Below are 26522 nucleotides of genomic sequence, written 5' to 3' on the forward strand. Positions count from 1 at the left end.
GGAGCGAATCATGGCAGCTAAAATCCGTCGTGATGACGAAGTTATCGTGTTAACCGGTAAAGATAAAGGTAAGCGCGGTAAAGTTAAGAATGTCTTGTCTTCCGGCAAGCTCATCGTTGAAGGTATCAACCTGGTTAAGAAACATCAGAAGCCGGTTCCGGCCCTGAACCAACCAGGTGGCATCGTTGAAAAAGAAGCTGCAATTCAGGTTTCTAACGTTGCGCTCTTCAATGCGGCAACCGGCAAGGCTGACCGTGTAGGCTTTAGATTCGAAGACGGCAAAAAAGTCCGTTTCTTCAAGTCTAACAGCGAAACTATCAAGTAATTTGGAGTAGTACGATGGCGAAACTGCATGATTACTACAAAGACGAAGTAGTTAAAAAACTCATGACTGAGTTTAGCTACAATTCTGTCATGCAAGTCCCTCGGGTCGAGAAGATCACCCTGAATATGGGTGTTGGTGAAGCGATCGCTGACAAGAAACTGCTGGATAACGCAGCAGCTGACCTGACAGCAATCTCCGGTCAAAAGCCGTTGATCACCAAAGCACGCAAATCTGTTGCAGGCTTCAAAATCCGTCAGGGCTATCCGATCGGCTGTAAAGTAACTCTGCGTGGCGAACGCATGTGGGAGTTCCTTGAGCGCCTGATCACCATTGCTGTACCACGTATCCGTGACTTCCGTGGCTTGTCCGCTAAGTCATTCGATGGCCGTGGTAACTACAGCATGGGTGTCCGTGAGCAGATCATCTTCCCAGAAATCGACTATGACAAAGTCGATCGCGTTCGTGGTTTGGATATTACCATTACCACTACTGCGAAATCTGATGATGAAGGCCGTGCTCTGCTGGCTGCCTTTAACTTCCCATTCCGCAAGTAAGGTAGGGTTACTAATGGCTAAGCAATCCATGAAAGCACGCGAAGTCGTTCGCGTAAAACTGGCTGACAAGTACCGCGCTAAGCGTGAGGAATTGAAAGCTATCATCTCTGGTGTGAACTCATCCGACGAAGATCGTTGGAATGCTGTTCTTAAGCTACAGTCTCTGCCGCGTGATTCCAGCCCGTCCCGTCAGCGTAAACGCTGCCGCCAAACTGGCCGTCCACATGGTTATGTGGGCAAATTCGGGTTGAGCCGTATTAAGCTTCGTGAAGCCGCAATGCGCGGTGAAGTACCTGGCTTGAAAAAGGCTAGCTGGTAATATCCAATTGAATCACGGGAGTAAAGACAGATGAGCATGCAAGATCCGATCGCGGATATGCTGACCCGTATCCGTAACGGTCAATCCGCGAATAAAGTTGCGGTCACCATGCCTTCCTCCAAGCTGAAATTGGCAATTGCCAACGTGCTGAAAGAAGAAGGCTATATCGAAGATTTTAAAATTGAAGGCGACACTAAGCCTGAACTGGAACTTACTCTTAAGTATTTCCAGGGCAAGGCTGTGGTAGAGAGCATTCAGCGAGTCAGCCGCCCAGGTCTGCGCATCTATAAGAAAAAAGATGAGCTGCCTAAAGTTATGGCCGGTATGGGTATTGCTGTCGTTTCTACCTCTAAAGGTGTTATGACTGATCGTGCAGCGCGCCAGGCTGGTCTTGGTGGCGAAATTATCTGCTACGTAGCCTAATTGGAGGAATAAAATGTCTCGTGTTGCTAAAGCACCGGTCGTTATTCCTGCTGGCGTAGAGGTAAAACTCAACGGTCAGGTTATTTCGATCAAAGGTAAGAACGGCGAGCTGACTCGTACTATCAACGATGCTGTTGAAATTAAACACGCTGAAAATGCTCTTACTTTCGCTCCGCGCGAAGGTTTTGCAAACGCGTGGGCCCAAGCGGGTACCACTCGTGCGTTGTTGAATGCAATGGTTATCGGTGTTACCGAAGGCTTCACTAAGAAGCTGCAGCTGGTTGGTGTAGGTTATCGTGCGGCTGTTAAAGGCGACGTGGTGAATTTAGCCCTGGGCTTCTCTCACCCTGTTGAGCATAAGCTGCCTGCGGGTATCACTGCTGAATGTCCAACTCAAACTGAAATCGTGCTGAAAGGCGCTGATAAGCAGGCGATTGGCCAAGTAGCTGCTGACCTGCGTGCCTACCGTCGTCCTGAGCCATATAAAGGCAAGGGTGTTCGTTACGCCGACGAAGTCGTGCGTACCAAAGAGGCTAAGAAGAAGTAAGGTAACACTATGGATAAGAAATCTGCTCGTATCCGTCGTGCGACCCGCGCACGTCACAAGCTTAAAGAACTGGGTGCGACTCGTCTGGTGGTACATCGTACCCCGCGTCATATTTACGCACAGGTTATCGCACCAAACGGTTCAGAAGTCCTGGTAGCTGCATCTACTGTAGAAAAAGCTATCACTGAGCAATTGAAGTACACTGGAAACAAAGACGCCGCTGCAGCTGTGGGTAAAGCTGTTGCAGAGCGCGCATTGGAAAAAGGCATCACTGTTGTTGCTTTTGACCGTGCTGGTTTCCAATATCATGGTCGTGTCCAGGCACTGGCAGATGCTGCCCGTGATGCTGGCCTTCAGTTCTAAGGTAGAGGTGTAAGATGGCTCACATCGAAAAACAAGCTGGCGAACTGCAGGAAAAGCTGATCGCGGTAAATCGCGTATCTAAAACCGTTAAAGGTGGTCGTATTTTCTCCTTCACTGCTCTGACAGTGGTTGGTGATGGTAACGGTCGCATTGGTTTTGGTTACGGTAAAGCGCGTGAAGTTCCAGCAGCGATCCAGAAAGCGATGGAAAAAGCCCGTCGCAACATGATTAACGTCGCGCTGAACCACGGCACCCTGCAGCACCCTGTTAAAGGTGTGCACACAGGTTCTCGTGTGTTCATGCAGCCGGCTTCCGAAGGTACCGGTATCATCGCCGGTGGTGCAATGCGCGCCGTTCTGGAAGTCGCTGGAGTTCATAACGTTCTGGCTAAAGCATATGGTTCCACCAACCCGATTAACGTGGTTCGTGCAACTATTGATGGCCTGGCGAATATGAAATCTCCGGAAATGGTCGCTGCCAAGCGTGGTAAATCCGTTGAAGAAATTCTGGGGTAATTGACCATGGCAAAGACTATTAAAATTACACAAACCCGCAGTGCAATCGGTCGTCTGCCTAAGCACAAGGCAACGCTGCTTGGCCTGGGTCTGCGTCGTATTGGCCACACTGTAGAGCGCGAAGATACTGCTGCTGTACGTGGTATGGTCAACGCGGTTTCCTACATGGTTAAAGTTGAGGAGTAAGAGATGCGTTTAAATACTCTGTCTCCGGCCGAAGGGTCTAAGCACGCTTCCAAGCGTCTGGGTCGCGGTATCGGTTCTGGCCTCGGTAAAACCGGCGGTCGTGGTCACAAAGGTCAGAACTCTCGTTCTGGCGGTGGCGTACGTCGTGGGTTCGAAGGTGGTCAGATGCCGTTGTATCGTCGTCTGCCGAAATTCGGTTTCACCTCTCGCAAAGCAATGATCACCGCAGAGATTCGTCTGTCTGATCTGGCGAAAGTTGAAGGCGACGTAGTTGACCTGAACACGCTGAAAGCAGCTAACATTATCGGTATTCAGATTGAGTTCGCGAAAGTGATCCTGTCTGGCGAGGTATCTCGTCCGGTAACTGTTAACGGCCTGCGTGTCACTAAAGGCGCTCGTGCTGCTATCGAAGCTGCTGGCGGTAAAATCGAGGAATAAGTAGCAGATGGCAAAGCAACCAGGATTAGATTTTCAAAGTGCTAAAGGTGGGCTTGGCGAGCTGAAACGCAGACTGATGTTTGTTATCGGTGCGCTCATTGTGTTCCGCATTGGCTCTTTTATTCCGATCCCTGGTATTGATGCCGCTGTACTTGCCAAACTGCTTGAACAACAGCGAGGCACTATCATTGAAATGTTTAACATGTTCTCTGGTGGTGCACTCAGCCGTGCTTCAATCTTTGCATTGGGTATCATGCCGTACATTTCGGCATCGATTATTATCCAGCTGCTGACGGTGGTTCATCCAGCGTTAGCAGAGTTGAAGAAAGAAGGGGAGTCTGGTCGTCGTAAGATCAGCCAGTACACCCGCTACGGTACTCTGGTGTTGGCCATATTTCAGTCTATCGGTATTGCTACCGGTTTGCCGAATATGCCTGGTATGCAAGGCTTGGTGTTAAACCCAAGCTTTGCATTCTATTTCACCGCTGTTGTGAGTCTTGTCACCGGGACGATGTTCCTGATGTGGCTTGGCGAACAAATTACTGAACGTGGTATCGGTAACGGTATCTCAATCATAATTTTCGCTGGTATCGTTGCGGGTTTACCGCCGGCCATCGGCCATACTATCGAACAAGCACGGCAAGGCGACCTGCACTTCCTCCTGTTGCTGTTGGTTGCAGTATTAGTATTCGCAGTGACCTTCTTTGTTGTTTTTGTTGAGCGTGGCCAACGCCGCATCGTGGTTAACTACGCAAAACGTCAACAAGGTCGCCGCGTTTATGCTGCGCAGAGCACACATTTACCGTTGAAAGTGAATATGGCAGGGGTTATCCCGGCTATCTTTGCTTCCAGCATTATTCTGTTCCCTGCGACCATTGCGTCATGGTTCGGGGGCGGAACCGGTTGGAACTGGCTGACAACAATTTCGCTGTATTTGCAGCCTGGGCAACCGCTTTATGTGTTACTCTATGCGTCTGCAATCATCTTCTTCTGTTTCTTCTATACGGCGTTGGTTTTCAACCCTCGTGAAACAGCAGATAACCTGAAGAAGTCCGGTGCATTTGTACCAGGAATTCGTCCGGGAGAACAAACGGCGAAGTATATTGATAAAGTAATGACCCGCCTGACTTTGGTTGGTGCGCTGTACATTACCTTTATCTGCCTAATCCCGGAGTTCATGCGTGATGCAATGAAAGTGCCGTTCTACTTCGGTGGGACCTCACTGTTAATTGTCGTCGTGGTCATCATGGACTTTATGGCTCAAGTGCAAACTCTGATGATGTCCAGTCAGTATGAGTCTGCATTGAAGAAAGCGAACCTGAAAGGCTACGGCCGTTAATTGTCGCTTGAGAAGTTACGGAGAGTAAAAATGAAAGTTCGTGCTTCCGTCAAGAAATTATGTCGTAACTGCAAAATCGTTAAGCGTGACGGTGTTATTCGCGTGATTTGCAGTGCCGAGCCGAAGCATAAACAGCGTCAAGGCTGATTATCTCGCATATTTTTCTTGCAAAGTTGGGTTGAGCTGGCTAGATTAGCCAGCCAATCTTTTGTATGTCTATGCGTTTCCATTTGAGTATCCTGAAAACGGGCTTTTCGGTATGGAACGCATAATCTAAATAGTAGGAGTGCATAGTGGCCCGTATAGCAGGCATTAACATTCCTGATCAGAAGCATACCGTAATCGCATTGACTTCGATTTACGGTGTCGGCAAGACTCGCTCCAAGGCCATTTGCGCCTCTGCGGGTATCGCTGAAGATGTGAAGATCAGTGAGCTGTCTGAAGAACAAATCGACACGCTGCGTGACGAAGTTGCCAAATTTGTTGTTGAAGGTGATCTGCGCCGTGAAGTTAGCATGAGCATCAAGCGTCTGATGGACCTTGGTTGCTATCGCGGTTTGCGTCATCGTCGTGGTCTTCCAGTACGCGGTCAGCGTACCAAGACCAACGCCCGTACCCGTAAGGGTCCGCGCAAACCGATCAAGAAATAATCGGGGTGATTGAATAATGGCAAAGGCACCAGTTCGTGCACGTAAGCGTGTAAGAAAACAAGTCTCTGACGGCGTGGCTCATGTCCATGCTTCTTTCAACAACACAATCGTTACTATTACCGATCGTCAAGGTAACGCTTTGGGTTGGGCAACTGCCGGTGGTTCCGGTTTCCGTGGTTCTCGCAAATCAACTCCGTTCGCAGCTCAGGTTGCAGCAGAGCGTTGCGCAGAAGCCGTGAAAGAATACGGTATCAAGAACCTGGAAGTTATGGTTAAGGGACCGGGTCCAGGCCGCGAATCTACTATTCGTGCTCTGAACGCCGCTGGTTTCCGCATCACTAATATTACTGATGTGACTCCGATCCCTCACAACGGTTGTCGTCCGCCGAAAAAACGTCGCGTATAACGCCCCGTTTTTTTAGGTTTGTTGGAGAAAGAAAATGGCAAGATATTTGGGTCCTAAGCTCAAGCTGAGCCGTCGTGAGGGCACCGACTTATTCCTTAAGTCTGGCGTTCGCGCGATCGATACCAAGTGTAAAATTGAACAAGCTCCTGGCCAGCACGGTGCGCGTAAACCGCGTCTGTCTGACTATGGTGTGCAGTTGCGTGAAAAGCAAAAAGTTCGCCGTATCTACGGTGTGCTGGAGCGTCAGTTCCGTAACTATTATAAAGAAGCAGCTCGTCTGAAAGGCAACACCGGTGAAAACCTGTTGGCTCTGCTGGAAGGTCGTCTGGACAACGTTGTTTACCGTATGGGCTTTGGTGCCACTCGTGCAGAAGCACGTCAGCTGGTTAGCCACAAGTCAGTAATGGTAAACGGTCGCGTTGTTAACATCGCTTCTTATCAGGTAACTCCGAATGACGTAGTCAGCATCCGTGAGAAAGCCAAAAAGCAATCTCGCGTGAAGGCCGCTCTGGAGCTGGCTGAGCAGCGTGAAAAGCCAACCTGGCTGGAAGTTGATGCTGCCAAGATGGAAGGTGTGTTCAAGCGTAAGCCTGAGCGTACTGATCTGTCCGCGGACATTAACGAACACCTGATCGTCGAGCTTTACTCCAAGTAAAGCTTAGTACCAAAGAGAGGACACAATGCAGGGTTCTGTGACAGAGTTTCTAAAACCGCGCCTGGTAGATATCGAGCAAGTGAGTTCGACGCACGCCAAGGTGACCCTTGAGCCTTTAGAGCGTGGCTTTGGCCACACTCTTGGTAACGCGCTGCGCCGTATTCTGCTTTCTTCGATGCCGGGTTGCGCGGTGACCGAGGTTGAGATTGATGGTGTACTACATGAGTACAGCACCAAAGAAGGCGTTCAGGAAGATATCCTGGAGATCCTGCTCAACCTGAAAGGGCTGGCGGTGAGAGTTCAAGGAAAAGATGAAGTTATTCTTACCCTGAACAAATCTGGCATTGGCCCTGTGACTGCAGCCGATATCACCCATGATGGTGATGTCGAAATCGTCAAGCCTCAGCACGTGATCTGCCACCTGACCGATGAGAATGCATCTATTAGCATGCGTATCAAAGTTCAGCGTGGTCGTGGTTATGTGCCGGCCTCTGCCCGAATTCATTCGGAAGAAGATGAGCGCCCAATCGGCCGTCTGTTAGTCGACGCATGTTACAGCCCTGTAGAGCGTATTGCCTACAATGTTGAAGCAGCTCGTGTTGAACAGCGTACCGACCTGGACAAGCTGGTCATCGAAATGGAAACCAACGGCACAATCGATCCTGAAGAGGCGATTCGTCGTGCGGCAACCATCCTGGCAGAACAACTTGAAGCTTTCGTTGACTTACGTGATGTTCGTCAGCCGGAAGTTAAAGAAGAGAAACCAGAATTCGATCCGATCCTGCTGCGCCCTGTTGACGATCTGGAATTGACTGTCCGCTCTGCTAACTGCCTTAAGGCAGAAGCTATCCACTATATCGGTGATCTGGTACAGCGTACCGAGGTTGAGCTTCTTAAGACGCCTAACCTTGGTAAAAAATCTCTTACAGAGATTAAAGACGTGCTGGCTTCCCGTGGACTGTCTCTGGGCATGCGCCTGGAAAACTGGCCACCGGCAAGCATCGCTGACGAGTAACCGGATCACAGGTTAAGGTTTTACTGAGAAGGATAAGGTCATGCGCCATCGTAAGAGTGGTCGTCAACTGAACCGCAACAGCAGCCATCGCCAGGCTATGTTCCGCAATATGGCAGGTTCACTGGTTCGTCATGAGATCATCAAGACGACCCTGCCTAAAGCGAAAGAGCTGCGTCGCGTAGTTGAGCCGCTGATTACTCTTGCCAAGACTGATAGCGTTGCTAATCGTCGTCTGGCATTCGCCCGCACTCGTGATAACGAGATCGTGGCAAAACTGTTTAATGAACTGGGTCCGCGTTTTGCAGCGCGTACCGGTGGTTACACTCGTATTCTTAAGTGTGGCTTCCGTGCTGGTGATAATGCTCCGATGGCTTACATCGAGCTGGTTGACCGCGCCGAGACTCAAACAGAAGCTGCTGCAGAGTAATCTGTAGTAGCATGAAAAAACCGGGCTTGCCCGGTTTTTTTATATCTGCAATTTCCCATTCCTGTTTGTTCCATCGTATTCTTTATGCAAATCCTTCCCTGTTATTTAACGATATGTGGTTACTCGATCAGTGGGCTGAGCGTCATATTGCCGAGGCTCAACGTAAAGGTGAGTTTGAAAATTTGCCAGGAGCGGGCCACCCGCTGGTATTGGATGATGATTCCAGTGTCCCGGCGGAGTTACGCACGGCCTTCCGGCTGCTGAAGAATGCAGGTTGTCTTCCAACTGAGCTCCAGCAGCGTAAGGAAACACTGGAGCTTAATGACTTGCTTAACTCCATCAATCAGGAGCATCCTGACTATCAGGCCATCAGTAAAAAACTGATGCTGCTCGAACTTAAGCTAAGAGAGGCTGGCCTGAATACCGATTTCCTGCACGGTGAATATGCCGTTAAATTGCACCATAAAGTCGAGGAGTAAGGATGTACCGTATTGGAGAGCTGGCCAGACTGGCTGATGTGACACCCGACACCATTCGCTATTATGAAAAACAGCAGATGATGGAACATGAGATTCGAACGGAGGGGGGCTTCCGGCTATACAGCGAGACCGATCTGCAGCGACTTAAGTTTATTCGCTATGCCAAGCAGTTGGGGTTTACCCTTGAAACTATACGTGAACTGCTTTCGATCCGTGTCGATCCTGAGCATCATACCTGCCTGGAATCAAAAGGCATTGTACAGAGCCGTTTAAAAGAAGTTGATTCAAAGATTAACGAGCTTGCACATATGCGTAAATCATTACAGCGACTCAACGATGCCTGCTGTGGGACTGCGCACAGCAGCGTTTACTGCTCGATCCTTGAAGCCCTTGAGCAGGGAGCCAGTACCTCAAAATTGGACTGACCCCGCCCCGGTAGACGATCCTGCCCTATAGTTTGAGCATAGGGGGAGCGTATGGGCACACCACGATTTACACCTGAATTTAAGGAAGAAGCCGTCCGTCAAATAACGCTTGTAGCTTACCTGACACAGGCATAAAATCGCGCCGTTAAATTTAACCATACTGGAGTTTATATGAGCAAGTACCAGCATAATAAAGGGGTTATAAAGGACAACGCTATCGAGGCGTTATTACATGACCCACTGTTTCGTCAGAGAGTTGAACAAAACAAGAAAGGGAAGGGAAGCTATCAGCGTAGCGCGAAACACGGCAAGAGGGGTAACTGGGAGGCCAGTGGCAAACAAGCAGAGTGCTTTTTTACCACTGGCCTTCTTCTTTCAGATAAGGCTATTAGATTCGTTCGTTCTGCTGCTTAAGCAGGTCGCGAATTTCGCTGAGCAGCACTTCCTCTTTGCTTGGCGCAGGCGGTGCCGCAGGCTCTTCAACTTTCTTACGGTTGAGTTTATTGATAACTTTAATTGCCATAAAGATGGCGAAAGCCACGATCACAAAATCAAAGATATTCTGGATAAACACGCCATAATGCATCACAACAGCCGGGATATCCCCTGCTGCAGGCCTTAACGTTAAAGCGAACTGCTTGAAATCCACCCCGCCAATCAGCAACCCAAGCGGCGGCATAATGATATCTGCGACCAGTGAAGAAACGATTTTCCCGAATGCTGCACCAATAATCACACCCACTGCCAAATCTACAACGTTTCCGCGCATCGCAAATTCGCGGAATTCTTTTAACATGCTCATTTTTCTCTCCTTGTTCCGGCTGACGTCAATAAGTCTAACAAATGATGACCCGATTGCCATAACGCAAGGAAATAAGAGTCCTTCGCTAATCCCTTAATTTAAGAATGGTTTATCGAATTCAGGTTGCAAGCGGGCTGCCTTCAGGGCTGCCCGCATGGCTTAAAGGAAGAATGGACTTGGCTGGAACAGGCGCTCAACGTCGCTGACAAATTTCTTATCAGTGAGGAACATAATCACATGGTCGCCTTGCTCAATGCGGAGATTGTCATTAGCTATCATGACGTCGTTACCACGCACGACCGCACCGATTATAGTGCCCGGCGGCAGCTTAATATCATCGATAACGCGACCAACAACACGTGAGGTACTTTCATCACCGTGCGCAACAGCTTCGATTGCTTCCGCTACGCCGCGGCGAAGTGAAGATACGCCGACAATATCCGCTTTACGCACATGTCCAAGAAGCGCCGAAATGGTCGCCTGCTGGGGAGATATCGCAATATCTATGACGCTGCCTTGAACAAGATCGACGTATGCGCGACGCTGGATCAGCACCATGACTTTCTTCGCGCCCATCTTCTTGGCTAGCATGGCGGACATTATATTCGCTTCGTCATCGTTGGTGACGGCAATAAACAAATCTACCTGTTCGATGTGCTCTTCTGCCAGCAGCTCCTGGTCAGATGCATCGCCATAGAAGACGATGGTGTTTTGCAGCATCTCCGCCAGTTCCGCAGCGCGTTGCGGATCGCGTTCGATAAGCTTAACGCTATAATCTTTTTCAAGGCGCTGCGCCAGGCCAGCACCGATGTTACCGCCACCAACCACCATAATGCGCTTGTAAGGTTTTTCGAGGCGCTGAAGCTCGCTCATCACCGCGCGAATATTCTGCGAGGCCGCAATAAAGAACACTTCATCCCCGGCCTCAACAATAGTAGAACCTTGTGGGCGAATAGGATGGTCATGGCGAAATATCGCCGCAACACGCGTTTCAATATGCGGCATATGTTCGCGCATCGTTGAAAGCGCGTTGCCTATCAGCGGGCCACCATAGTAAGCCTTTACTACCGCGAGGCTTACCTTACCCTCAGCAAAATTCACAACCTGCAGCGCGCCTGGGTACTCGATAAGGCGATAGATACTGTCGATAACCAGCTGCTCAGGTGCGATGAGGTGGTCAATAGGCACAGCTTCTGCGTTGAACAGACGGTCTGCATCGCGCACGTAATCTGGCGCCCGGATACGTGCAATCCGGTTCGGCGTGTTAAACAACGAATACGCGACCTGACAGGCAATCATATTCGTTTCGTCAGAGCTGGTAACGGCCACAAGCATATCGGCGTCATCCGCCCCTGCCTCTCGCAAAACGCGTGGGTGTGAGCCATGGCCCTGGACGACGCGCAGGTCAAACTTATCCTGTAAGCTGCGTAGGCGATCCTGATTGGTGTCGACAACGGTAATGTCGTTATTCTCACCGACCAGGTTTTCTGCAAGGGTGCCACCGACCTGGCCCGCACCCAGAATAATTATTTTCATATTTATAGCTTCATTAAGGATGAAACTGACGACTCAGTAATGTGCGAGTCAGTTTTTAATAAGCTTAGCGTAAAAGAAGCCGTCGCCTTCGTACTCTGCCGGCAGATTCTGGATGCCCGGCAATTCTGGCGTTCCCGTTTCCACCAGCTTCGCTTCAGGATGGCGACTCAGGAAATCGGCGACCTGAAGGCTGTTTTCTTCCGGCAGGATTGAGCAAGTTGCATAAAGCAGCGTGCCTCCAGATTTCAGGTGTGGCCAGATAGCTTCGAGGATCTCTTTTTGCAGCTCCGCAAGTTCCGCAATATCCCGATCGCGGCGCAGCCACTTAATGTCCGGGTGACGGCGAATGACGCCCGTCGCCGAGCAGGGGGCATCCAGTAAAATTCTGTCGAACTGCTGTTTGCCGCACCACTGCGCGGGGAAACGACCGTCGCCCTGTTTTACCTCGGCATTCATGCCCAGACGCTGTAAGTTTTCATAAACGCGTTTAAGCCGCGCTGGATCGACATCTACAGCCATAACTTTAGCCGCCGGGGCCGCTTCCAGAATATGCGTAGTTTTGCCTCCTGGCGCGGCGCACAGGTCCAGGATCGTTTCGCCATCCTGCGGATCGAGCAGATCAACGCAACCCTGGGCTGAAGCATCCTGAACGGTCACCCAGCCCTGGTCAAAGCCCGGCAGCACATGAACTGGCACAGGCGTGTCCAGGCGGACGGCATCGCGATAATGCAGATGCGGCTGTCCTTCCAGGCCAGCTTCTGACAGAAGTTTAAGCCACTCATCCCGAGTGTGATGCTGACGGTTCACGCGCAGCCACATTGGCGGGCGCTGATTATTGGCAGCAATGATTTCCTGCCATTGGCCTGGATAAGCTTTTCTGATGCGCTGTAGCAACCAGCCGGGATGGAGGAAACGGCTCTCATGCTTTGCCGCTTCCGCCATCAGCTCGTCCTGCTGACGCTGGAACTGGCGTAAGACGCCGTTAATCAAACCTTTTAAAGACTGACGTTTTATTGCAACGGCGCCTTCTACGGTTTCCGCAAGCGCTGCATGGGCGGGGATACGGGTATAAAGCAGCTGATAAAAACCTACCATGATCAGGTAGTGGATGGTGCGCTGTTTGCCGGTCATTGGACGGGACATTAGCTTGCTCACCAGCCACTCCAGCTGAGGTAGCGTGCGTAGCACGCCGAAGCACAGTTCCTGAAGTAGCGCTTTGTCTTTATCAGATACTTTTTGCTGCATCGGTGGCAGCACGTTGCTCAGCGATTGTCCTTTTTCGACAACCTGCTCAATAGTCTGGGCTGCCAGACTACGAAGATTTAATGATTTTTTCATAGCTACGCTCTGTTTACGGCGCTTAAAAACAAAAATGCCCAGGCTTACCCGGGCGTAGTAACGTTTTTCATTCAGGCGAGTAAGGTACCTGGTTCGAACCATTCACGACGTGAGTTCAGCAAATCCTGCGCTTTCATTGCTTTTTTACCAGCAGGCTGCAGCTCTTCAAGATTCAAAATGCCCTCGGTCGTCGCTACCTGAATCCCCTGTTTAGTGGCTTCCAGAATAGTGCCGGGTTTGGCATTCGTTTGCCGATCTATGGCCGTGGCACGCCACACTTTAACTGGCTGCTCGTCGATTTCCAGCCAGCTCATCGGCCATGGATTGAAGGCGCGAATACAACGCTCGAGCTGAACTGCCGAAAGGGACCAGTCGATACGGGCCTCTTCTTTGCTCAGCTTCTCGGCGTAGGTGACAAGTGACTCATCCTGAACTTCAGGCTTAGCCTTGCCCGCAGCCAGCTGGCCTAACGTTTCCAGTAACCCCTGTGGGCCAAGATCGGCAAGTTTGTCGTAAAGTGATGCGCTGGTATCTTGCGGGGTGATGTCACAGGCAAGCTTAAACAGCATGTCGCCGGTATCCAGGCCCACATCCATTTGCATGATAGTGACGCCCGTTTGAGCATCGCCAGCCCATAAAGAGCGTTGGATTGGTGCCGCTCCGCGCCAGCGCGGCAGCAGGGATCCATGCACGTTAATACAGCCCAAACGCGGCATATCAAGCACCGCTTTTGGCAGGATTAAACCATAGGCAACGACGACCATGACATCCGCGTTCAGGTCAGCAATAAGCTGCTGATTTTCAGCCGGGCGCAATGAAGCGGGCTGGAACACAGGGATCTCTTTTTCGCAGGCCAGCACCTTAACCGGGCTGGGCATAAGCTTCTTACCACGGCCTGCCGGGCGATCGGGCTGGGTGAAAACGCCGACAACCTGATGCCCAGACGACAGCAGCGCGTCTAAGTGACGCGCTGCAAAATCGGGGGTGCCGGCGAAAATAATACGCAATGAATCAGACACATTATTCCCTTTCGTAGTGGATTAAGCGCTCTTGTTCAGACGAGCCATTTTTTCCAGTTTCTGACGAATGCGCTGACGCTTCATCGGCGAGAGGTAATCAACAAACAGTTTGCCGATCAGGTGGTCCATCTCATGCTGAATACAGATAGCCAGCAGGCCATCTGCCTCTAATTCGTACGGCTTGCCTTCACGATCCAGCGCGCGAATTTTAACGGTTTCCGCACGGGGCACGAGAGCACGCTGTTCAGGGATAGAAAGGCAGCCTTCCTCAATACCCGTTTCACCGCTTTGTTCCAGCATTTCCGGGTTGATAAGTACCAGGCGTTCATCACGGTTTTCCGACACATCAATGACAATAATGCGCTGATGGATATCTACCTGTGTTGCCGCAAGGCCAATACCTTCCTCTGCGTACATTGTCTCGAACATGTCGTCAACAATACGCTGAATCTCAGCATTCACCTCTTTGACCGGAGCCGCCACAGTGCGAAGGCGCTCGTCCGGAAAATGTAATACTTGTAAAACTGACATATTTATCCAGAGCTGTGTTCAATTGATAGAAGGATTCTTCTCTCTATTCTAGACAAAACCCCCTTTGATTGACAGCATCAGTGACCAATCGCAAGGATTGCTTTTATGGCTTATGGCAGGGGGAAACAGTGTTACCAACGGAGATTTGGTTGCGCCTTATGGCAGTGAACAGCCTGAGCGGCGATAAGATGCTGGAAATCGCCCAATACCTGCTGTCCGGCACGCAGTTTTCCCCCGGCTCGCTTGCCGCTGCGGGTCTCACCTCCCGGCAGATTAAGCAATTTATTGGCTTTAGCGAGCGTGAGCTTGAAAATAGCTATTTATGGCTTGAGCAAACCGGACATCATCTGCTCACGGTAGACAGTCCTCTCTATCCTGAACAGCTCCGCGCTACGGAGGATTTCCCTGCGGCCCTGTTGATAGCAGGCAACCTGCCGCTGCTCGCCAAGAATCAGCTGGCCGTGGTCGGTAGCCGCAATCTCTCAATGTATGGTGAAAGATGGTGCCGCTTGTTCTGCGAGCCACTGGCCGCCGCCGGGCTGACCATAACCAGCGGCCTGGCATTGGGCATTGATGGCGTGGCCCATCGCGCTACGTTGCAGGCAGGAGGGAAAACCGTGGCCGTGTTGGGCAATGGTTTGCATGACATTTACCCTAAACGTCATCGGCAGCTCGCACAAAGCATTGTTGAAGCTGGTGGCGCACTGGTTTCCGAATTTCCGTTAGCCACCACACCCTGGCCTGCAAACTTTCCTCGTCGCAATCGTATTATTAGCGGCCTGAGCCGGGCCGTATTTGTTGTGGAGGCCTCTGAACGCAGCGGCTCGTTAGTCACAGCGAAACTGGCTGTGGAACAAGGAAGAGAGGTCTTTGCGCTACCGGGGCCAATTGGCAGCCCGGGGAGTGAAGGGCCGCACTGGCTGATAAAACAGGGTGCCACGCTGGTCAGCCATCCCGCCGATATCCTTGACCATCTTAAAAGCGAACTGCAATGGCTGACTCCATCGCACAAAACCCTAATATATTCTGCCGATGAAGGCGTTCACACATTGCCATTTCCCGAGCTGTTGGCTAACGTAGGAGATGAGGTTACACCTGTTGACGTCGTCGCTGAACGTGCCGGCCAACCTGTGCCAGAGACGGTAGCCCAACTGCTCGAACTGGAGTTAGCAGGATGGATCGCAGCTGTACCCGGCGGCTATGTCCGATTGAGGAGGGCATGCCATGTTCGACGTACTAATGTACTTATTTGAAACCTACATCCATAACGAAGCTGAAATGCGCGTAGATCAGGACAAATTGACGCGCGATCTCACCGATGCCGGTTTTGATCGCGAAGATATTTACAATGCGTTGGTATGGCTTGAAAAGCTGGCTGATTATCAGGAAGGGCTCACCGAGCCGATGCAACTGGCCGCCGATCCACTTTCCATGCGGGTCTACACGGAAGAAGAAAGCATGCGTCTGGATGCCAGCTGCCGGGGATTCTTACTTTTCCTTGAGCAGATTCAGGTGCTAAACCTCGAAACTCGCGAAATGGTCATTGAACGCGTGCTGGCGCTGGATACCGCTGAATTTGAGTTAGAAGACTTAAAGTGGGTGATATTAATGGTGCTGTTCAACATTCCGGGATGCGAAAATGCCTATCAGCAGATGGAAGAATTACTCTTCGAAGTAAATGACGGTATGCTGCACTAAATTTCTGTGCAGCAAGAGAAGCTATGACCAAATCAGCACTATTCACGGTGCCTAAAAATGAACCCTGCCCCCAATGCGGGGCAGAGTTAGCGATTCGTTCCGGCAAGCACGGCCCGTTTCTGGGCTGCTCCCATTACCCGGAATGTGATTACGTGCGCCCGCTAAAAGGCCAGGCCGATGGCCATGTTGTTAAAGTGCTGGATGGACAGGCGTGTCCGGAATGCCAGGCAACGCTTGTCCTGCGCCAGGGGCGGTTCGGTATGTTTATCGGCTGCAGCAATTATCCCGAATGCGAACATACTCAAGTGATCGACAAGCCTGACGAGACGGCAATCACCTGTCCGCAATGCCAACAGGGCCAGCTGGTGCAGCGTCGTTCTCGCTATGGCAAAACCTTCTGGTCGTGCGATCGCTACCCTGCATGCCAGTTTGTCATCAATTTCAAACCCATCGCTGGGGTTTGTCCTGAATGCCACTATCCGTTATTAATAGAAAAGAAAACGGCGCAGGGCGTTAAGTGTCTTTGTGCCAGTAAACAATGTGGAAAGCCGGTTACGGCGGAATAAGATTGTGAACAATAGCCTGCAACAAGAGCCCATCGCACAGATCGTCGCGGCTCTGAAAAATAATAATGTCATCGCTTATCCAACAGAGGCTGTTTTTGGCGTCGGTTGCGATCCTGACAGCGAGCTGGCGGTTTCCCGTCTGCTCGCTTTAAAACAGCGCCCCGTTGATAAAGGTTTGATTCTCATCGCGGCGGATTTTGAACAACTAAAACCTTATGTGAATGAGCAGGCGTTAACCACCGCGCAGCGTGAAGCGGTTTTCTCTCGCTGGCCCGGGCCGGTAACGTTTGTCTTCCCGGCTCTGCCCTCAACGCCACGCTGGCTGACGGGCCGTTTCGATTCCCTGGCTGTCAGAGTGACGGACCATCCGCTGGTTAAAACACTCTGTCTTGAATACGGCAAACCGCTGGTTTCAACAAGCGCCAATCTGACTGGCTTACCGCCATGCCGCACCGCTGAAGAAGTTTTGCAGCAGTTCGGTACCGATTTCCCTGTTTTACGTGGTGAAACCGGTGGCCGCCAGAACCCTTCTGAAATCCGCGATGCCTTAACCGGCGAACTTTTCCGCCAGGGATAAAATGATGGACACCTTTGCCGTTTTCGGTAATCCGATTCAACACAGCAAATCACCGCAGATTCACAAGCTTTTTGCTGAGCAGCTGAATATCGAGCATCCGTATGGTCGTATTCTTGCTCCGGTGGATGCCTTCATTGAGACGCTGGAAGCTTTCTTTGCCGCTGGTGGTAAGGGTGCCAACGTCACGATGCCGTTTAAAGAGCTGGCGTTTGCCCGAGCAGACGAGCTTACGGAACGCGCCGCGCTTGCCGGTGCGGTTAATACGCTGAAGCGTCTGGATGATGGCCGACTGGTGGGTGATAACACCGATGGCATTGGCTTATTGAGTGACCTTGAACGTTTGTCCCTGGTTAAACCGGGCGATCGTGTTCTTCTTTTAGGGGCTGGTGGAGCGGCCAGAGGCGTATTGCTTCCTCTGCTGTCTCTTGACTGCGCTGTCACCATCACCAACCGTACATTTACCCGGGCGGAAGAGCTGGCAACACTGTTCAGCCATACCGGGAGCGTTCAGGCCATTGAACAACAGCAGCTGGCTGGCCATGAGTTTGACTTGATTATCAACGCTACCTCAAGCGGTGTCGGTGGCGAAGTCCCGGCTATCCCGGTATCTTTGCTTTCACATAACGTTCGCTGCTACGACATGTTTTATCAAAAGGGACTAACGCCGTTCCTGGGCTGGAGCATAGAACACGGTGTACAACATTATGCAGATGGATTAGGAATGCTGGTAGGGCAGGCGGCGCATGCTTTCTTATTATGGCATGGCGTGCTCCCGGCAATCACACCAGTAATTGAACAGCTCCAGAAGGAAATGGACGAATGAATCAGTCGATCCAATTTCCGGATCGTGAAGTGTGGGATGAGAAACGCTGCGCGATCTGCTTCCCGGCGTTGGTAAATGGTTTTCAGGTTAACTGCGCCATCGCCGGGATAACTCTTGCCGGCCGGTTTGGCGGCGACGGAGTGAAGCAGTGGATGGAGGCTTTCCGCCTCCATCGTTGGGATTTAGAAGAAGAAGTACAGGATCTAATCTTTGATGAGCAAGAAGACGATCAGGGATGGTACTGGCTGTCCTGAGCAAGATACTCATCTTTCCAGCGCACATAGTTATTCGCGGAGTACTTCAGGCCTTCAAGCTCCGCCTCCGTTAAAGGACGCACCTGTTTCACTGGGCTCCCCAGATATAAGAACCCACTTTCAAGACGTTTGTTTTGTGGTATCAGGCTACCGGCACCGATCATGACGTCATCCTCTACTATTACCCCATCCAGCAGAATCGATCCCATCCCCACTAGAACGCGATCGCCTATCGTACAGCCATGCAGCATCACTTTATGCCCGACGGTTACATCCTCCCCCACGATCAGCGGGTTACCTTCAGGTTTATAAGAAGACTTATGAGTGACGTGCAGAACGCTGCCGTCCTGGATATTGCTGCGAGCGCCTATAACAACATGGTTTACATCACCGCGAATAACAACCAACGGCCAAATGCTGGCGTCGTCACCCAGCGTGACATCACCTATTACCACGCCAGAAGGATCCAGCATGACCCGTTGGCCTGTTTTTGGAGAGATTTTATGGAAGGGGCGTAATACTGCGGACATAGCGACCTCAGGAAATTCATTTCGTAGATCAACTCTGGCTGCTTTTATGAGCATTGGCAAGCGGGTAAACCGTCATAAATAGGGGCGATCGCGCAGGATCTCAGCGAAGAGGGTGAAAACTAAACACTTAGATAAAAAGATCGAAAAAACACTTGTGCAATAAAACGGGATCCCTATAATGCGCCTCCATCGACACGGAACATGTGAACAACATCACAGAGTAACGGCGGCGATGAGAGTTAAAAATCCTGAAATTAAGGGTTGACTCTGAAAGAGGAAAGCGTAATATACGCCACCTCGAGTTAGCAAGCGAAAGCGCGTAACTCACTGCTCTTTAACAATTTATCAGACAATCTGTGTGGGCACTCGCAGGATTGATATCTCAGCATCTTCGGATGCAAAAAAAATATCAAGTCTTGAAGAGTGACCAAGCAGTAATTCATTTAGTTGAATTATTACGAAAGTTAATTTTTGAGCACCGCTTCACGAGTTGAAGCAAATCAAGCTTTTAATTGAAGAGTTTGATCATGGCTCAGATTGAACGCTGGCGGCAGGCCTAACACATGCAAGTCGAGCGGTAGCACAGGGAGCTTGCTCCTGGGTGACGAGCGGCGGACGGGTGAGTAATGTCTGGGAAACTGCCTGATGGAGGGGGATAACTACTGGAAACGGTAGCTAATACCGCATAACGTCGCAAGACCAAAGAGGGGGACCTTCGGGCCTCTTGCCATCAGATGTGCCCAGATGGGATTAGCTAGTAGGTGGGGTAATGGCTCACCTAGGCGACGATCCCTAGCTGGTCTGAGAGGATGACCAGCCACACTGGAACTGAGACACGGTCCAGACTCCTACGGGAGGCAGCAGTGGGGAATATTGCACAATGGGCGCAAGCCTGATGCAGCCATGCCGCGTGTATGAAGAAGGCCTTCGGGTTGTAAAGTACTTTCAGCGAGGAGGAAGGCATAAAGCTTAATACGCTTTGTGATTGACGTTACTCGCAGAAGAAGCACCGGCTAACTCCGTGCCAGCAGCCGCGGTAATACGGAGGGTGCAAGCGTTAATCGGAATTACTGGGCGTAAAGCGCACGCAGGCGGTTTGTTAAGTCAGATGTGAAATCCCCGGGCTCAACCTGGGAACTGCATTTGAAACTGGCAAGCTTGAGTCTTGTAGAGGGGGGTAGAATTCCAGGTGTAGCGGTGAAATGCGTAGAGATCTGGAGGAATACCGGTGGCGAAGGCGGCCCCCTGGACAAAGACTGACGCTCAGGTGCGAAAGCGTGGGGAGCAAACAGGATTAGATACCCTGGTAGTCCACGCCGTAAACGATGTCGACTTGGAGGTTGTTCCCTTGAGGAGTGGCTTCCGGAGCTAACGCGTTAAGTCGACCGCCTGGGGAGTACGGCCGCAAGGTTAAAACTCAAATGAATTGACGGGGGCCCGCACAAGCGGTGGAGCATGTGGTTTAATTCGATGCAACGCGAAGAACCTTACCTACTCTTGACATCCAGAGAACTTTCCAGAGATGGATTGGTGCCTTCGGGAACTCTGAGACAGGTGCTGCATGGCTGTCGTCAGCTCGTGTTGTGAAATGTTGGGTTAAGTCCCGCAACGAGCGCAACCCTTATCCTTTGTTGCCAGCGGTTCGGCCGGGAACTCAAAGGAGACTGCCAGTGATAAACTGGAGGAAGGTGGGGATGACGTCAAGTCATCATGGCCCTTACGAGTAGGGCTACACACGTGCTACAATGGCGCATACAAAGAGAAGCGACCTCGCGAGAGCAAGCGGACCTCATAAAGTGCGTCGTAGTCCGGATCGGAGTCTGCAACTCGACTCCGTGAAGTCGGAATCGCTAGTAATCGTAGATCAGAATGCTACGGTGAATACGTTCCCGGGCCTTGTACACACCGCCCGTCACACCATGGGAGTGGGTTGCAAAAGAAGTAGGTAGCTTAACCTTCGGGAGGGCGCTTACCACTTTGTGATTCATGACTGGGGTGAAGTCGTAACAAGGTAACCGTAGGGGAACCTGCGGTTGGATCACCTCCTTACCTGAAAGATACGAACTTGCGTAGTGCTCACACAGATTGTCTGATGAAAGTAAAGAAGCAAGGCGTCTTGCGATTGAGACTTCAGTGTCCCCTTCGTCTAGAGGCCCAGGACACCGCCCTTTCACGGCGGTAACAGGGGTTCGAATCCCCTAGGGGACGCCACTTGCTGGTTTGTGAGTGAAAGTCGCCGACCTCAATATCTCAAAACTGACTCTCTGAGTTATGTTTGAGATATTTGCTCTTTAAAAATCCGGAACAAGCTGAAAATTGAAACGACATGTCGTCTCATTCCTCCGTAATAAGGAATGGGAATACGATATGTTCGAGTCTCTCAAATTTTCACAACATACGATTGTGTCTTACGAGACACCTTCGGGTTGTGAGGTTAAGCGACTAAGCGTACACGGTGGATGCCCTGGCAGTCAGAGGCGATGAAGGACGTGCTAATCTGCGATAAGCGTCGGTAAGGTGATATGAACCGTTATAACCGGCGATTTCCGAATGGGGAAACCCAGTGTGTTTCGACACACTATCGTTAAGTGAATACATAGCTTAACGAAGCGAACCGGGGGAACTGAAACATCTAAGTACCCCGAGGAAAAGAAATCAACCGAGATTCCCCCAGTAGCGGCGAGCGAACGGGGAACAGCCCAGAACCTGAATCAGTTTGTGTGTTAGTGGAAGCGTCTGGAAAGTCGCAGGGTACAGGGTGATACTCCCGTACACTAAAATGCACATACTGTGAGTTCGAAGAGTAGGGCGGGACACGTGGTATCCTGTCTGAATATGGGGGGACCATCCTCCAAGGCTAAATACTCCTGACTGACCGATAGTGAACCAGTACCGTGAGGGAAAGGCGAAAAGAACCCCGGCGAGGGGAGTGAAACAGAACCTGAAACCGTGTACGTACAAGCAGTGGGAGCCTCTTTTATGGGGTGACTGCGTACCTTTTGTATAATGGGTCAGCGACTTATATTCTGTAGCAAGGTTAACCGTATAGGGGAGCCGCAGGGAAACCGAGTCTTAACTGGGCGTTAAGTTGCAGGGTATAGACCCGAAACCCGGTGATCTAGCCATGGGCAGGTTGAAGGTTGGGTAACACTAACTGGAGGACCGAACCGACTAATGTTGAAAAATTAGCGGATGACTTGTGGCTGGGGGTGAAAGGCCAATCAAACCGGGAGATAGCTGGTTCTCCCCGAAAGCTATTTAGGTAGCGCCTCGTGAACTCATCTTCGGGGGTAGAGCACTGTTTCGGCTAGGGGGCCATCCCGGCTTACCAACCCGATGCAAACTACGAATACCGAAGAATGTTATCACGGGAGACACACGGCGGGTGCTAACGTCCGTCGTGAAGAGGGAAACAACCCAGACCGCCAGCTAAGGTCCCAAAGTCATGGTTAAGTGGGAAACGATGTGGGAAGGCACAGACAGCCAGGATGTTGGCTTAGAAGCAGCCATCATTTAAAGAAAGCGTAATAGCTCACTGGTCGAGTCGGCCTGCGCGGAAGATGTAACGGGGCTAAACCATGCACCGAAGCTGCGGCAGCGACGCTTATGCGTTGTTGGGTAGGGGAGCGTTCTGTAAGCCGTCGAAGGTGGACTGTGAGGTCTGCTGGAGGTATCAGAAGTGCGAATGCTGACATAAGTAACGATAAAGCGGGTGAAAAACCCGCTCGCCGGAAGACCAAGGGTTCCTGTCCAACGTTAATCGGGGCAGGGTGAGTCGACCCCTAAGGCGAGGCCGAAAGGCGTAGTCGATGGGAAACAGGTTAATATTCCTGTACTCGGTGTTACTGCGAAGGGGGGACGGAGAGGGCTATGTTAGCCGGGCGACGGTTGTCCCGGTTTAAGCATGTAGGCGGGAGTTTTAGGTAAATCCGGAACTCTATCTAACGCTGAGGTGTGATGACGAGGCACTACGGTGCTGAAGTAACAAATGCCGCACTTCCAGGAAAAGCCTCTAAGCATCAGGTAACATCAAATCGTACCCCAAACCGACACAGGTGGTCAGGTAGAGAATACCAAGGCGCTTGAGAGAACTCGGGTGAAGGAACTAGGCAAAATGGTGCCGTAACTTCGGGAGAAGGCACGCTGCTGGTAGGTGAAGGGACTTGCTCCTGGAGCTGAAGGCAGTCGAAGATACCAGCTGGCTGCAACTGTTTATTAAAAACACAGCACTGTGCAAACACGAAAGTGGACGTATACGGTGTGACGCCTGCCCGGTGCCGGAAGGTTAATTGATGGGGTTAAGCGCAAGCTGAAGCTCTTGATCGAAGCCCCGGTAAACGGCGGCCGTAACTATAACGGTCCTAAGGTAGCGAAATTCCTTGTCGGGTAAGTTCCGACCTGCACGAATGGCGTAATGATGGCCAGGCTGTCTCCACCCGAGACTCAGTGAAATTGAACTCGCTGTGAAGATGCAGTGTACCCGCGGCAAGACGGAAAGACCCCGTGAACCTTTACTATAGCTTGACACTGAACACTGGTCCTTGATGTGTAGGATAGGTGGGAGGCTTTGAAGCGAGGACGCCAGTTCTTGTGGAGCCAACCTTGAAATACCACCCTTTAATGGCTGGTGTTCTAACGTAGACCCGTAATCCGGGTTGCGGACAGTGTCTGGTGGGTAGTTTGACTGGGGCGGTCTCCTCCTAAAGCGTAACGGAGGAGCACGAAGGTTAGCTAATCACGGTCGGACATCGTGAGGTTAGTGCAAAGGCATAAGCTAGCTTGACTGCGAGAGTGACGGCTCGAGCAGGTGCGAAAGCAGGTCTTAGTGATCCGGTGGTTCTGAATGGAAGGGCCATCGCTCAACGGATAAAAGGTACTCCGGGGATAACAGGCTGATACCGCCCAAGAGTTCATATCGACGGCGGTGTTTGGCACCTCGATGTCGGCTCATCACATCCTGGGGCTGAAGTAGGTCCCAAGGGTATGGCTGTTCGCCATTTAAAGTGGTACGCGAGCTGGGTTTAGAACGTCGTGAGACAGTTCGGTCCCTATCTGCCGTGGGCGCTGGAGAATTGAGGGGGGCTGCTCCTAGTACGAGAGGACCGGAGTGGACGCATCACTGGTGTTCGGGTTGTCATGCCAATGGCATTGCCCGGTAGCTAAATGCGGAAAAGATAAGCGCTGAAAGCATCTAAGCGCGAAACTTGCCCCGAGATGAATTCTCCCTGACTCCTTGAGAGTCCTGAAGGAACGTTGAAGACTACGACGTTGATAGGCTGGGTGTGTAAGCGTAGCGATACGTTGAGCTAACCAGTACTAATGATCCGTGAGGCTTAACCTTACAACACCGAAGGTGTTTTGGTGAGAGATTTGATTTTCAGCTGAATGTTCCAGATTTAAGTTGATGGTTATACGGAAGTATAACGGTCAATACACAGAATATGCCTGGCGGCACTAGCGCGGTGGTCCCACCTGACCCCATGCCGAACTCAGAAGTGAAACGCCGTAGCGCCGATGGTAGTGTGGGGTCTCCCCATGCGAGAGTAGGGAACTGCCAGGCTCCAAATTTAGCGTGCTGATATGGCTCAGTTGGTAGAGCGCACCCTTGGTAAGGGTGAGGTCCCCAGTTCGACTCTGGGTATCAGCACCAGTTTTTAGGTTAAAGTTCGGCGATTTTATAAAGAATTTGCCTGGCGGCACTAGCGCGGTGGTCCCACCTGACCCCATGCCGAACTCAGAAGTGAAACGCCGTAGCGCCGATGGTAGTGTGGGGTCTCCCCATGCGAGAGTAGGGAACTGCCAGGCTTCAAATAAAAGAAGGCCATCCGAAAGGATGGCCTTTTTGCTATGGGGAATTCACTATATTCCGACTAAAAAGGCCGCGAAAGCGGCCTTTGCTTTGTTATCAATGAATAACCTGAGACAGGAAAGAGCGGGTTCGCTCAGATTTAGGGTGAGCAAAGAACTCATCGGGCGATGCCTGCTCCACTATCTCTCCTCGATCCATAAAGATCACTCTATCCGCCACCGTTCTGGCGAAGCCCATCTCGTGGGTTACGCACAGCATTGTCATACCTGACTGGGCAAGGCCAATCATTGTATCCAGCACTTCCTTAACCATCTCTGGATCGAGTGCGGATGTTGGCTCATCAAACAGCATGATCTTCGGTTTCATGCATAACGAACGCGCAATGGCCACGCGCTGCTGCTGTCCACCGGAGATCTGTCCTGGAAATTTATGTGCGTGTTCAGCAATACGCACTCGTTCCAGATAGTGCATGCCCAGTGCCTCAGCCTCTTTTTTTGGCATCTTTTTGACCCAAATGGGGGCCAAAGTACAGTTCTGCAAAACGGTAAGATGAGGGAAAAGATTGAAGTGCTGGAAAACCATCCCCACCTCTGTCCTGACCTTTTCAATATTGCGGAGATCGTCATTCAGCTCTGTTCCGTCAACGACGATTCGCCCTTGCTGATGCTCTTCCAGATGGTTAATGCAGCGTATGGTCGTGGATTTTCCTGAACCTGACGGCCCGCAGAGCACGATGCGTTCTCCTTGTTTTACCTTCAGATTGATATCCTTGAGCACGTGAAACTGTCCGTACCACTTGTTCACATTTTCCAACATGATCATCGCGTCAGCGGGTTGCAGTGTAATTTGACTCATATTCATCCTCAGTGCGGTGCCCGTCCGGTGTTAAAGCGCTTTTCCAGATGCTGGCTGTAGCGCGACATACTGAAACAGAAAGCCCAGTAGATCAGGGCTGCAAAAACATAACCTTCCGTAGACATCCCCAGCCATGCGGGATCTACCGTGGCCTGCTGCACGCTGCTGAACAGATCGAACAGGCCAATGATGATCACCAGACTGGTGTCCTTGAACAGGGCGATAATGGTGTTCACAAGGCCCGGGATCACCATCTTCAGTGCCTGAGGCAAAATCACCAGACCCTGAGTTTTCCAGTAGCCTAAAGCTAAAGACTCCGCCGCTTCGTATTGCCCTTTAGGCAGTGCCTGTAGCCCACCGCGCACAACCTCTGCGACATAGGCTGACTGGAACAGGATCACCCCTACCAGCGCACGTATTAGCTTATCGATGCTTGTTCCTTCCGCCAGAAACAGCGGCAGCATGACCGATGACATAAACAGGACGGTAATCAGCGGAACGCCCCGCCAGAACTCGATAAACACGACGGAAAGGATCCTTACCACCGGCATCGTTGAACGTCGTCCAAGTGCCAGTAAGATCCCCAACGGTAACGCTCCTGCAATCCCGACGGAGGCAATGATCAGCGTTAATGTCAGTCCGCCCCACTGGCGAGTTTCCACTCGTTCCAGACCAAGAAAGCCGCCGTAGAGCAAGATCCACACAACCAGCGGGTAGATAACGGCCCACACAGCGATATAACGACCGCGGCGCGGCATGACGCTCCAGAACATAGGGACGATAGACACCAGACCGATGATTAACGCGAGGTTGATGCGCCAGCGCTGGTCATGGGGATAAAGCCCATACATGAACTGCCCGAAGCGGGCGTGAATGAAGACCCAGCAGGCACCTTCTTTGGTGCAGTCGGCTCGTGTCTCACCTATCCAGTTCGCCTGGAAGATTGTCCAGTTCAGCAGTGGCGGGATCAGTTCCCACATCATCCAGATACAGAACAGCGTTAGCAGGCTGTTGGTCCAGCTGGAGAACAGGTTTTTACGGGCCCACTGTATCGCGCCCGAGCGAACGACCTTTGGGGGCGCCTGATGGGAGATTAATACTTTCGTCATCATGGTTCC

Annotated in this window: 33 protein-coding genes, 2 tRNA genes and 4 rRNA genes; 31 read left to right on the plus strand and 8 right to left on the minus strand. The window is 51.3% G+C overall.

The genetic code is table 11. From position 1 onward, the window contains the following. Window positions 1-10 precede the first annotated feature (10 nt). The 19 genes from rplX (at window position 11) to ACA108_01915 (ending at window position 9480) form a co-directional block, all read left to right on the plus strand. A complete protein-coding gene (rplX, locus tag ACA108_01825) occupies window positions 11-325 on the plus strand; it encodes a 50S ribosomal protein L24 (GenBank protein XEX96313.1) in 315 nt (104 codons plus the stop codon). 14 nt (window positions 326-339) lie between these two features. Next, entirely contained in the window at window positions 340-879 is a 540-nt protein-coding gene (rplE, locus tag ACA108_01830; protein ID XEX96314.1) for a 50S ribosomal protein L5, read from the plus strand. A 13-nt stretch (window positions 880-892) separates the two neighbouring features. Continuing rightward, window positions 893-1198, plus strand: coding sequence for a 30S ribosomal protein S14 (gene rpsN / locus ACA108_01835; GenBank protein XEX96315.1), 306 nt, complete (start codon window positions 893-895; stop codon window positions 1196-1198). A 30-nt stretch (window positions 1199-1228) separates the two neighbouring features. After that, a complete protein-coding gene (gene rpsH, locus ACA108_01840) occupies window positions 1229-1621 on the plus strand; it encodes a 30S ribosomal protein S8 (GenBank protein ID XEX96316.1) in 393 nt (130 codons plus the stop codon). A gap of 13 nt (window positions 1622-1634) precedes the next feature. Beyond that, a complete protein-coding gene (gene rplF, locus ACA108_01845; protein XEX96317.1) occupies window positions 1635-2168 on the plus strand; it encodes a 50S ribosomal protein L6 in 534 nt (177 codons plus the stop codon). Between the two features lie 9 nt (window positions 2169-2177). Beyond that, a complete protein-coding gene (rplR, locus tag ACA108_01850) occupies window positions 2178-2531 on the plus strand; it encodes a 50S ribosomal protein L18 (GenBank protein ID XEX96318.1) in 354 nt (117 codons plus the stop codon). A 14-nt stretch (window positions 2532-2545) separates the two neighbouring features. After that, window positions 2546-3046 carry a 30S ribosomal protein S5 gene (rpsE, locus tag ACA108_01855; GenBank protein ID XEX96319.1) on the plus strand — a complete coding sequence of 167 codons (501 nt, stop codon included), beginning with the start codon at window positions 2546-2548 and terminating at the stop codon, window positions 3044-3046. A 6-nt stretch (window positions 3047-3052) separates the two neighbouring features. Then, window positions 3053-3232 carry a 50S ribosomal protein L30 gene (gene rpmD, locus ACA108_01860; protein XEX96320.1) on the plus strand — a complete coding sequence of 60 codons (180 nt, stop codon included), beginning with the start codon at window positions 3053-3055 and terminating at the stop codon, window positions 3230-3232. Between the two features lie 3 nt (window positions 3233-3235). After that, on the plus strand, window positions 3236-3670 hold the full coding sequence (rplO, locus tag ACA108_01865; GenBank protein ID XEX96321.1) for a 50S ribosomal protein L15: 435 nt from the start codon (window positions 3236-3238) through the stop codon (window positions 3668-3670). Window positions 3671-3677: 7 nt separating this feature from the next. Next, window positions 3678-5009 (plus strand): preprotein translocase subunit SecY, encoded by a 1332-nt coding sequence (gene secY / locus ACA108_01870; protein XEX96322.1) that lies wholly within the window; start codon window positions 3678-3680, stop codon window positions 5007-5009. A 30-nt stretch (window positions 5010-5039) separates the two neighbouring features. Further along, window positions 5040-5156, plus strand: a complete 117-nt coding sequence (gene rpmJ / locus ACA108_01875; GenBank protein XEX96323.1) for a 50S ribosomal protein L36 — start codon at window positions 5040-5042, stop codon at window positions 5154-5156. Window positions 5157-5302: 146 nt separating this feature from the next. Further along, window positions 5303-5659: a 30S ribosomal protein S13 gene (gene rpsM, locus ACA108_01880; GenBank protein ID XEX96324.1), complete on the plus strand. Its 357-nt coding sequence runs from the start codon at window positions 5303-5305 to the stop codon at window positions 5657-5659. A gap of 16 nt (window positions 5660-5675) precedes the next feature. Beyond that, window positions 5676-6065, plus strand: coding sequence for a 30S ribosomal protein S11 (gene rpsK / locus ACA108_01885; protein XEX96325.1), 390 nt, complete (start codon window positions 5676-5678; stop codon window positions 6063-6065). A gap of 34 nt (window positions 6066-6099) precedes the next feature. Then, entirely contained in the window at window positions 6100-6720 is a 621-nt protein-coding gene (rpsD, locus tag ACA108_01890; protein ID XEX96326.1) for a 30S ribosomal protein S4, read from the plus strand. A gap of 25 nt (window positions 6721-6745) precedes the next feature. Beyond that, window positions 6746-7735: a DNA-directed RNA polymerase subunit alpha gene (rpoA, locus tag ACA108_01895; GenBank protein ID XEX96327.1), complete on the plus strand. Its 990-nt coding sequence runs from the start codon at window positions 6746-6748 to the stop codon at window positions 7733-7735. Between the two features lie 40 nt (window positions 7736-7775). After that, window positions 7776-8162 (plus strand): 50S ribosomal protein L17, encoded by a 387-nt coding sequence (gene rplQ, locus ACA108_01900; GenBank protein ID XEX96328.1) that lies wholly within the window; start codon window positions 7776-7778, stop codon window positions 8160-8162. A gap of 113 nt (window positions 8163-8275) precedes the next feature. After that, on the plus strand, window positions 8276-8641 hold the full coding sequence (locus tag ACA108_01905) for a DUF1992 domain-containing protein (GenBank protein XEX98001.1): 366 nt from the start codon (window positions 8276-8278) through the stop codon (window positions 8639-8641). A gap of 2 nt (window positions 8642-8643) precedes the next feature. Continuing rightward, entirely contained in the window at window positions 8644-9066 is a 423-nt protein-coding gene (zntR, locus tag ACA108_01910) for a Zn(2+)-responsive transcriptional regulator (GenBank protein XEX96329.1), read from the plus strand. 171 nt (window positions 9067-9237) lie between these two features. Beyond that, a complete protein-coding gene (locus ACA108_01915) occupies window positions 9238-9480 on the plus strand; it encodes an alternative ribosome-rescue factor A (GenBank protein ID XEX96330.1) in 243 nt (80 codons plus the stop codon). Here the strand turns inward: ACA108_01915 and mscL are convergent. The 5 genes from mscL to def all read right to left on the minus strand — a co-directional run bounded on the left by mscL (window position 9455) and on the right by def (window position 14292). Continuing rightward, window positions 9455-9868 carry a large-conductance mechanosensitive channel protein MscL gene (gene mscL, locus ACA108_01920; GenBank protein ID XEX96331.1) on the minus strand — a complete coding sequence of 138 codons (414 nt, stop codon included), beginning with the start codon at window positions 9866-9868 and terminating at the stop codon, window positions 9455-9457. The two genes, ACA108_01915 and mscL, sit on opposite strands and share 26 nt — an antisense overlap. A gap of 159 nt (window positions 9869-10027) precedes the next feature. After that, window positions 10028-11404: a Trk system potassium transporter TrkA gene (gene trkA / locus ACA108_01925; protein ID XEX96332.1), complete on the minus strand. Its 1377-nt coding sequence runs from the start codon at window positions 11402-11404 to the stop codon at window positions 10028-10030. A gap of 48 nt (window positions 11405-11452) precedes the next feature. Next, window positions 11453-12742, minus strand: coding sequence for a 16S rRNA (cytosine(967)-C(5))-methyltransferase RsmB (gene rsmB / locus ACA108_01930; GenBank protein ID XEX96333.1), 1290 nt, complete (start codon window positions 12740-12742; stop codon window positions 11453-11455). A gap of 71 nt (window positions 12743-12813) precedes the next feature. Beyond that, window positions 12814-13761: a methionyl-tRNA formyltransferase gene (gene fmt / locus ACA108_01935; GenBank protein XEX96334.1), complete on the minus strand. Its 948-nt coding sequence runs from the start codon at window positions 13759-13761 to the stop codon at window positions 12814-12816. 21 nt (window positions 13762-13782) lie between these two features. Continuing rightward, on the minus strand, window positions 13783-14292 hold the full coding sequence (gene def / locus ACA108_01940; protein ID XEX96335.1) for a peptide deformylase: 510 nt from the start codon (window positions 14290-14292) through the stop codon (window positions 13783-13785). Between the two features lie 128 nt (window positions 14293-14420). On the opposite strand from def, the gene dprA reads away from it, so the two are divergent. Genes dprA through ACA108_01970 form a run of 6 tightly spaced genes read left to right on the plus strand, consistent with a single transcriptional unit; the run spans window position 14421 to window position 18210 of the window. Beyond that, window positions 14421-15545: a DNA-protecting protein DprA gene (dprA, locus tag ACA108_01945; protein XEX96336.1), complete on the plus strand. Its 1125-nt coding sequence runs from the start codon at window positions 14421-14423 to the stop codon at window positions 15543-15545. Next, window positions 15517-15990 carry a DUF494 family protein Smg gene (gene smg, locus ACA108_01950; protein XEX96337.1) on the plus strand — a complete coding sequence of 158 codons (474 nt, stop codon included), beginning with the start codon at window positions 15517-15519 and terminating at the stop codon, window positions 15988-15990. Before dprA ends, smg begins: the two co-directional genes overlap by 29 nt. A 23-nt stretch (window positions 15991-16013) precedes the next feature. After that, window positions 16014-16556 (plus strand): type I DNA topoisomerase, encoded by a 543-nt coding sequence (locus ACA108_01955; protein ID XEX96338.1) that lies wholly within the window; start codon window positions 16014-16016, stop codon window positions 16554-16556. A 4-nt stretch (window positions 16557-16560) separates the two neighbouring features. Beyond that, window positions 16561-17133, plus strand: coding sequence for an L-threonylcarbamoyladenylate synthase type 1 TsaC (tsaC, locus tag ACA108_01960; GenBank protein XEX96339.1), 573 nt, complete (start codon window positions 16561-16563; stop codon window positions 17131-17133). A gap of 4 nt (window positions 17134-17137) precedes the next feature. Further along, a complete protein-coding gene (gene aroE, locus ACA108_01965; protein ID XEX98002.1) occupies window positions 17138-17956 on the plus strand; it encodes a shikimate dehydrogenase in 819 nt (272 codons plus the stop codon). Next, the gene (locus tag ACA108_01970; GenBank protein ID XEX96340.1) at window positions 17953-18210 is read left to right on the plus strand and encodes a DUF1488 domain-containing protein; all 258 of its coding nucleotides are present in this window, start codon (window positions 17953-17955) and stop codon (window positions 18208-18210) included. Before aroE ends, ACA108_01970 begins: the two co-directional genes overlap by 4 nt. Here ACA108_01970 and ACA108_01975 read toward each other — a convergent pair. Further along, a complete protein-coding gene (locus tag ACA108_01975) occupies window positions 18186-18740 on the minus strand; it encodes a gamma carbonic anhydrase family protein (protein ID XEX96341.1) in 555 nt (184 codons plus the stop codon). The genes ACA108_01970 and ACA108_01975 overlap by 25 nt on opposite strands. A gap of 509 nt (window positions 18741-19249) precedes the next feature. Between ACA108_01975 and ACA108_01980 the strand changes: the two genes are divergently transcribed. From ACA108_01980 to rrf (ACA108_02005), 6 genes are all read left to right on the plus strand, one after another. Continuing rightward, window positions 19250-20789, plus strand: a 16S ribosomal RNA gene (locus ACA108_01980). 86 nt (window positions 20790-20875) lie between these two features. Beyond that, a tRNA-Glu gene (locus ACA108_01985) sits at window positions 20876-20951 on the plus strand. 221 nt (window positions 20952-21172) lie between these two features. Further along, a 23S ribosomal RNA gene (locus ACA108_01990) occupies window positions 21173-24081 on the plus strand. Window positions 24082-24184: 103 nt separating this feature from the next. Further along, a 5S ribosomal RNA gene (rrf, locus tag ACA108_01995) occupies window positions 24185-24300 on the plus strand. Window positions 24301-24314: 14 nt separating this feature from the next. Continuing rightward, a tRNA-Thr gene (locus ACA108_02000) sits at window positions 24315-24390 on the plus strand. Window positions 24391-24429: 39 nt separating this feature from the next. Continuing rightward, window positions 24430-24545, plus strand: a 5S ribosomal RNA gene (gene rrf, locus ACA108_02005). The 16S, 23S and 5S rRNA genes sit together here with 2 tRNA genes alongside, the layout of an rRNA operon. Before the next feature lie 100 nt (window positions 24546-24645). Here rrf (ACA108_02005) and ACA108_02010 read toward each other — a convergent pair. Both ACA108_02010 and ACA108_02015 read right to left on the minus strand, forming a co-directional pair. After that, on the minus strand, window positions 24646-25404 hold the full coding sequence (locus ACA108_02010) for an amino acid ABC transporter ATP-binding protein (GenBank protein XEX96342.1): 759 nt from the start codon (window positions 25402-25404) through the stop codon (window positions 24646-24648). An 8-nt stretch (window positions 25405-25412) separates the two neighbouring features. Further along, window positions 25413-26513 carry an amino acid ABC transporter permease gene (locus ACA108_02015; GenBank protein XEX98003.1) on the minus strand — a complete coding sequence of 367 codons (1101 nt, stop codon included), beginning with the start codon at window positions 26511-26513 and terminating at the stop codon, window positions 25413-25415. Between the last annotated feature and the right edge of the window lie 9 nt (window positions 26514-26522).

This window comes from Dryocola sp. LX212, assembly GCA_041504365.1.
Classification (GTDB): domain Bacteria; phylum Pseudomonadota; class Gammaproteobacteria; order Enterobacterales; family Enterobacteriaceae; genus Dryocola.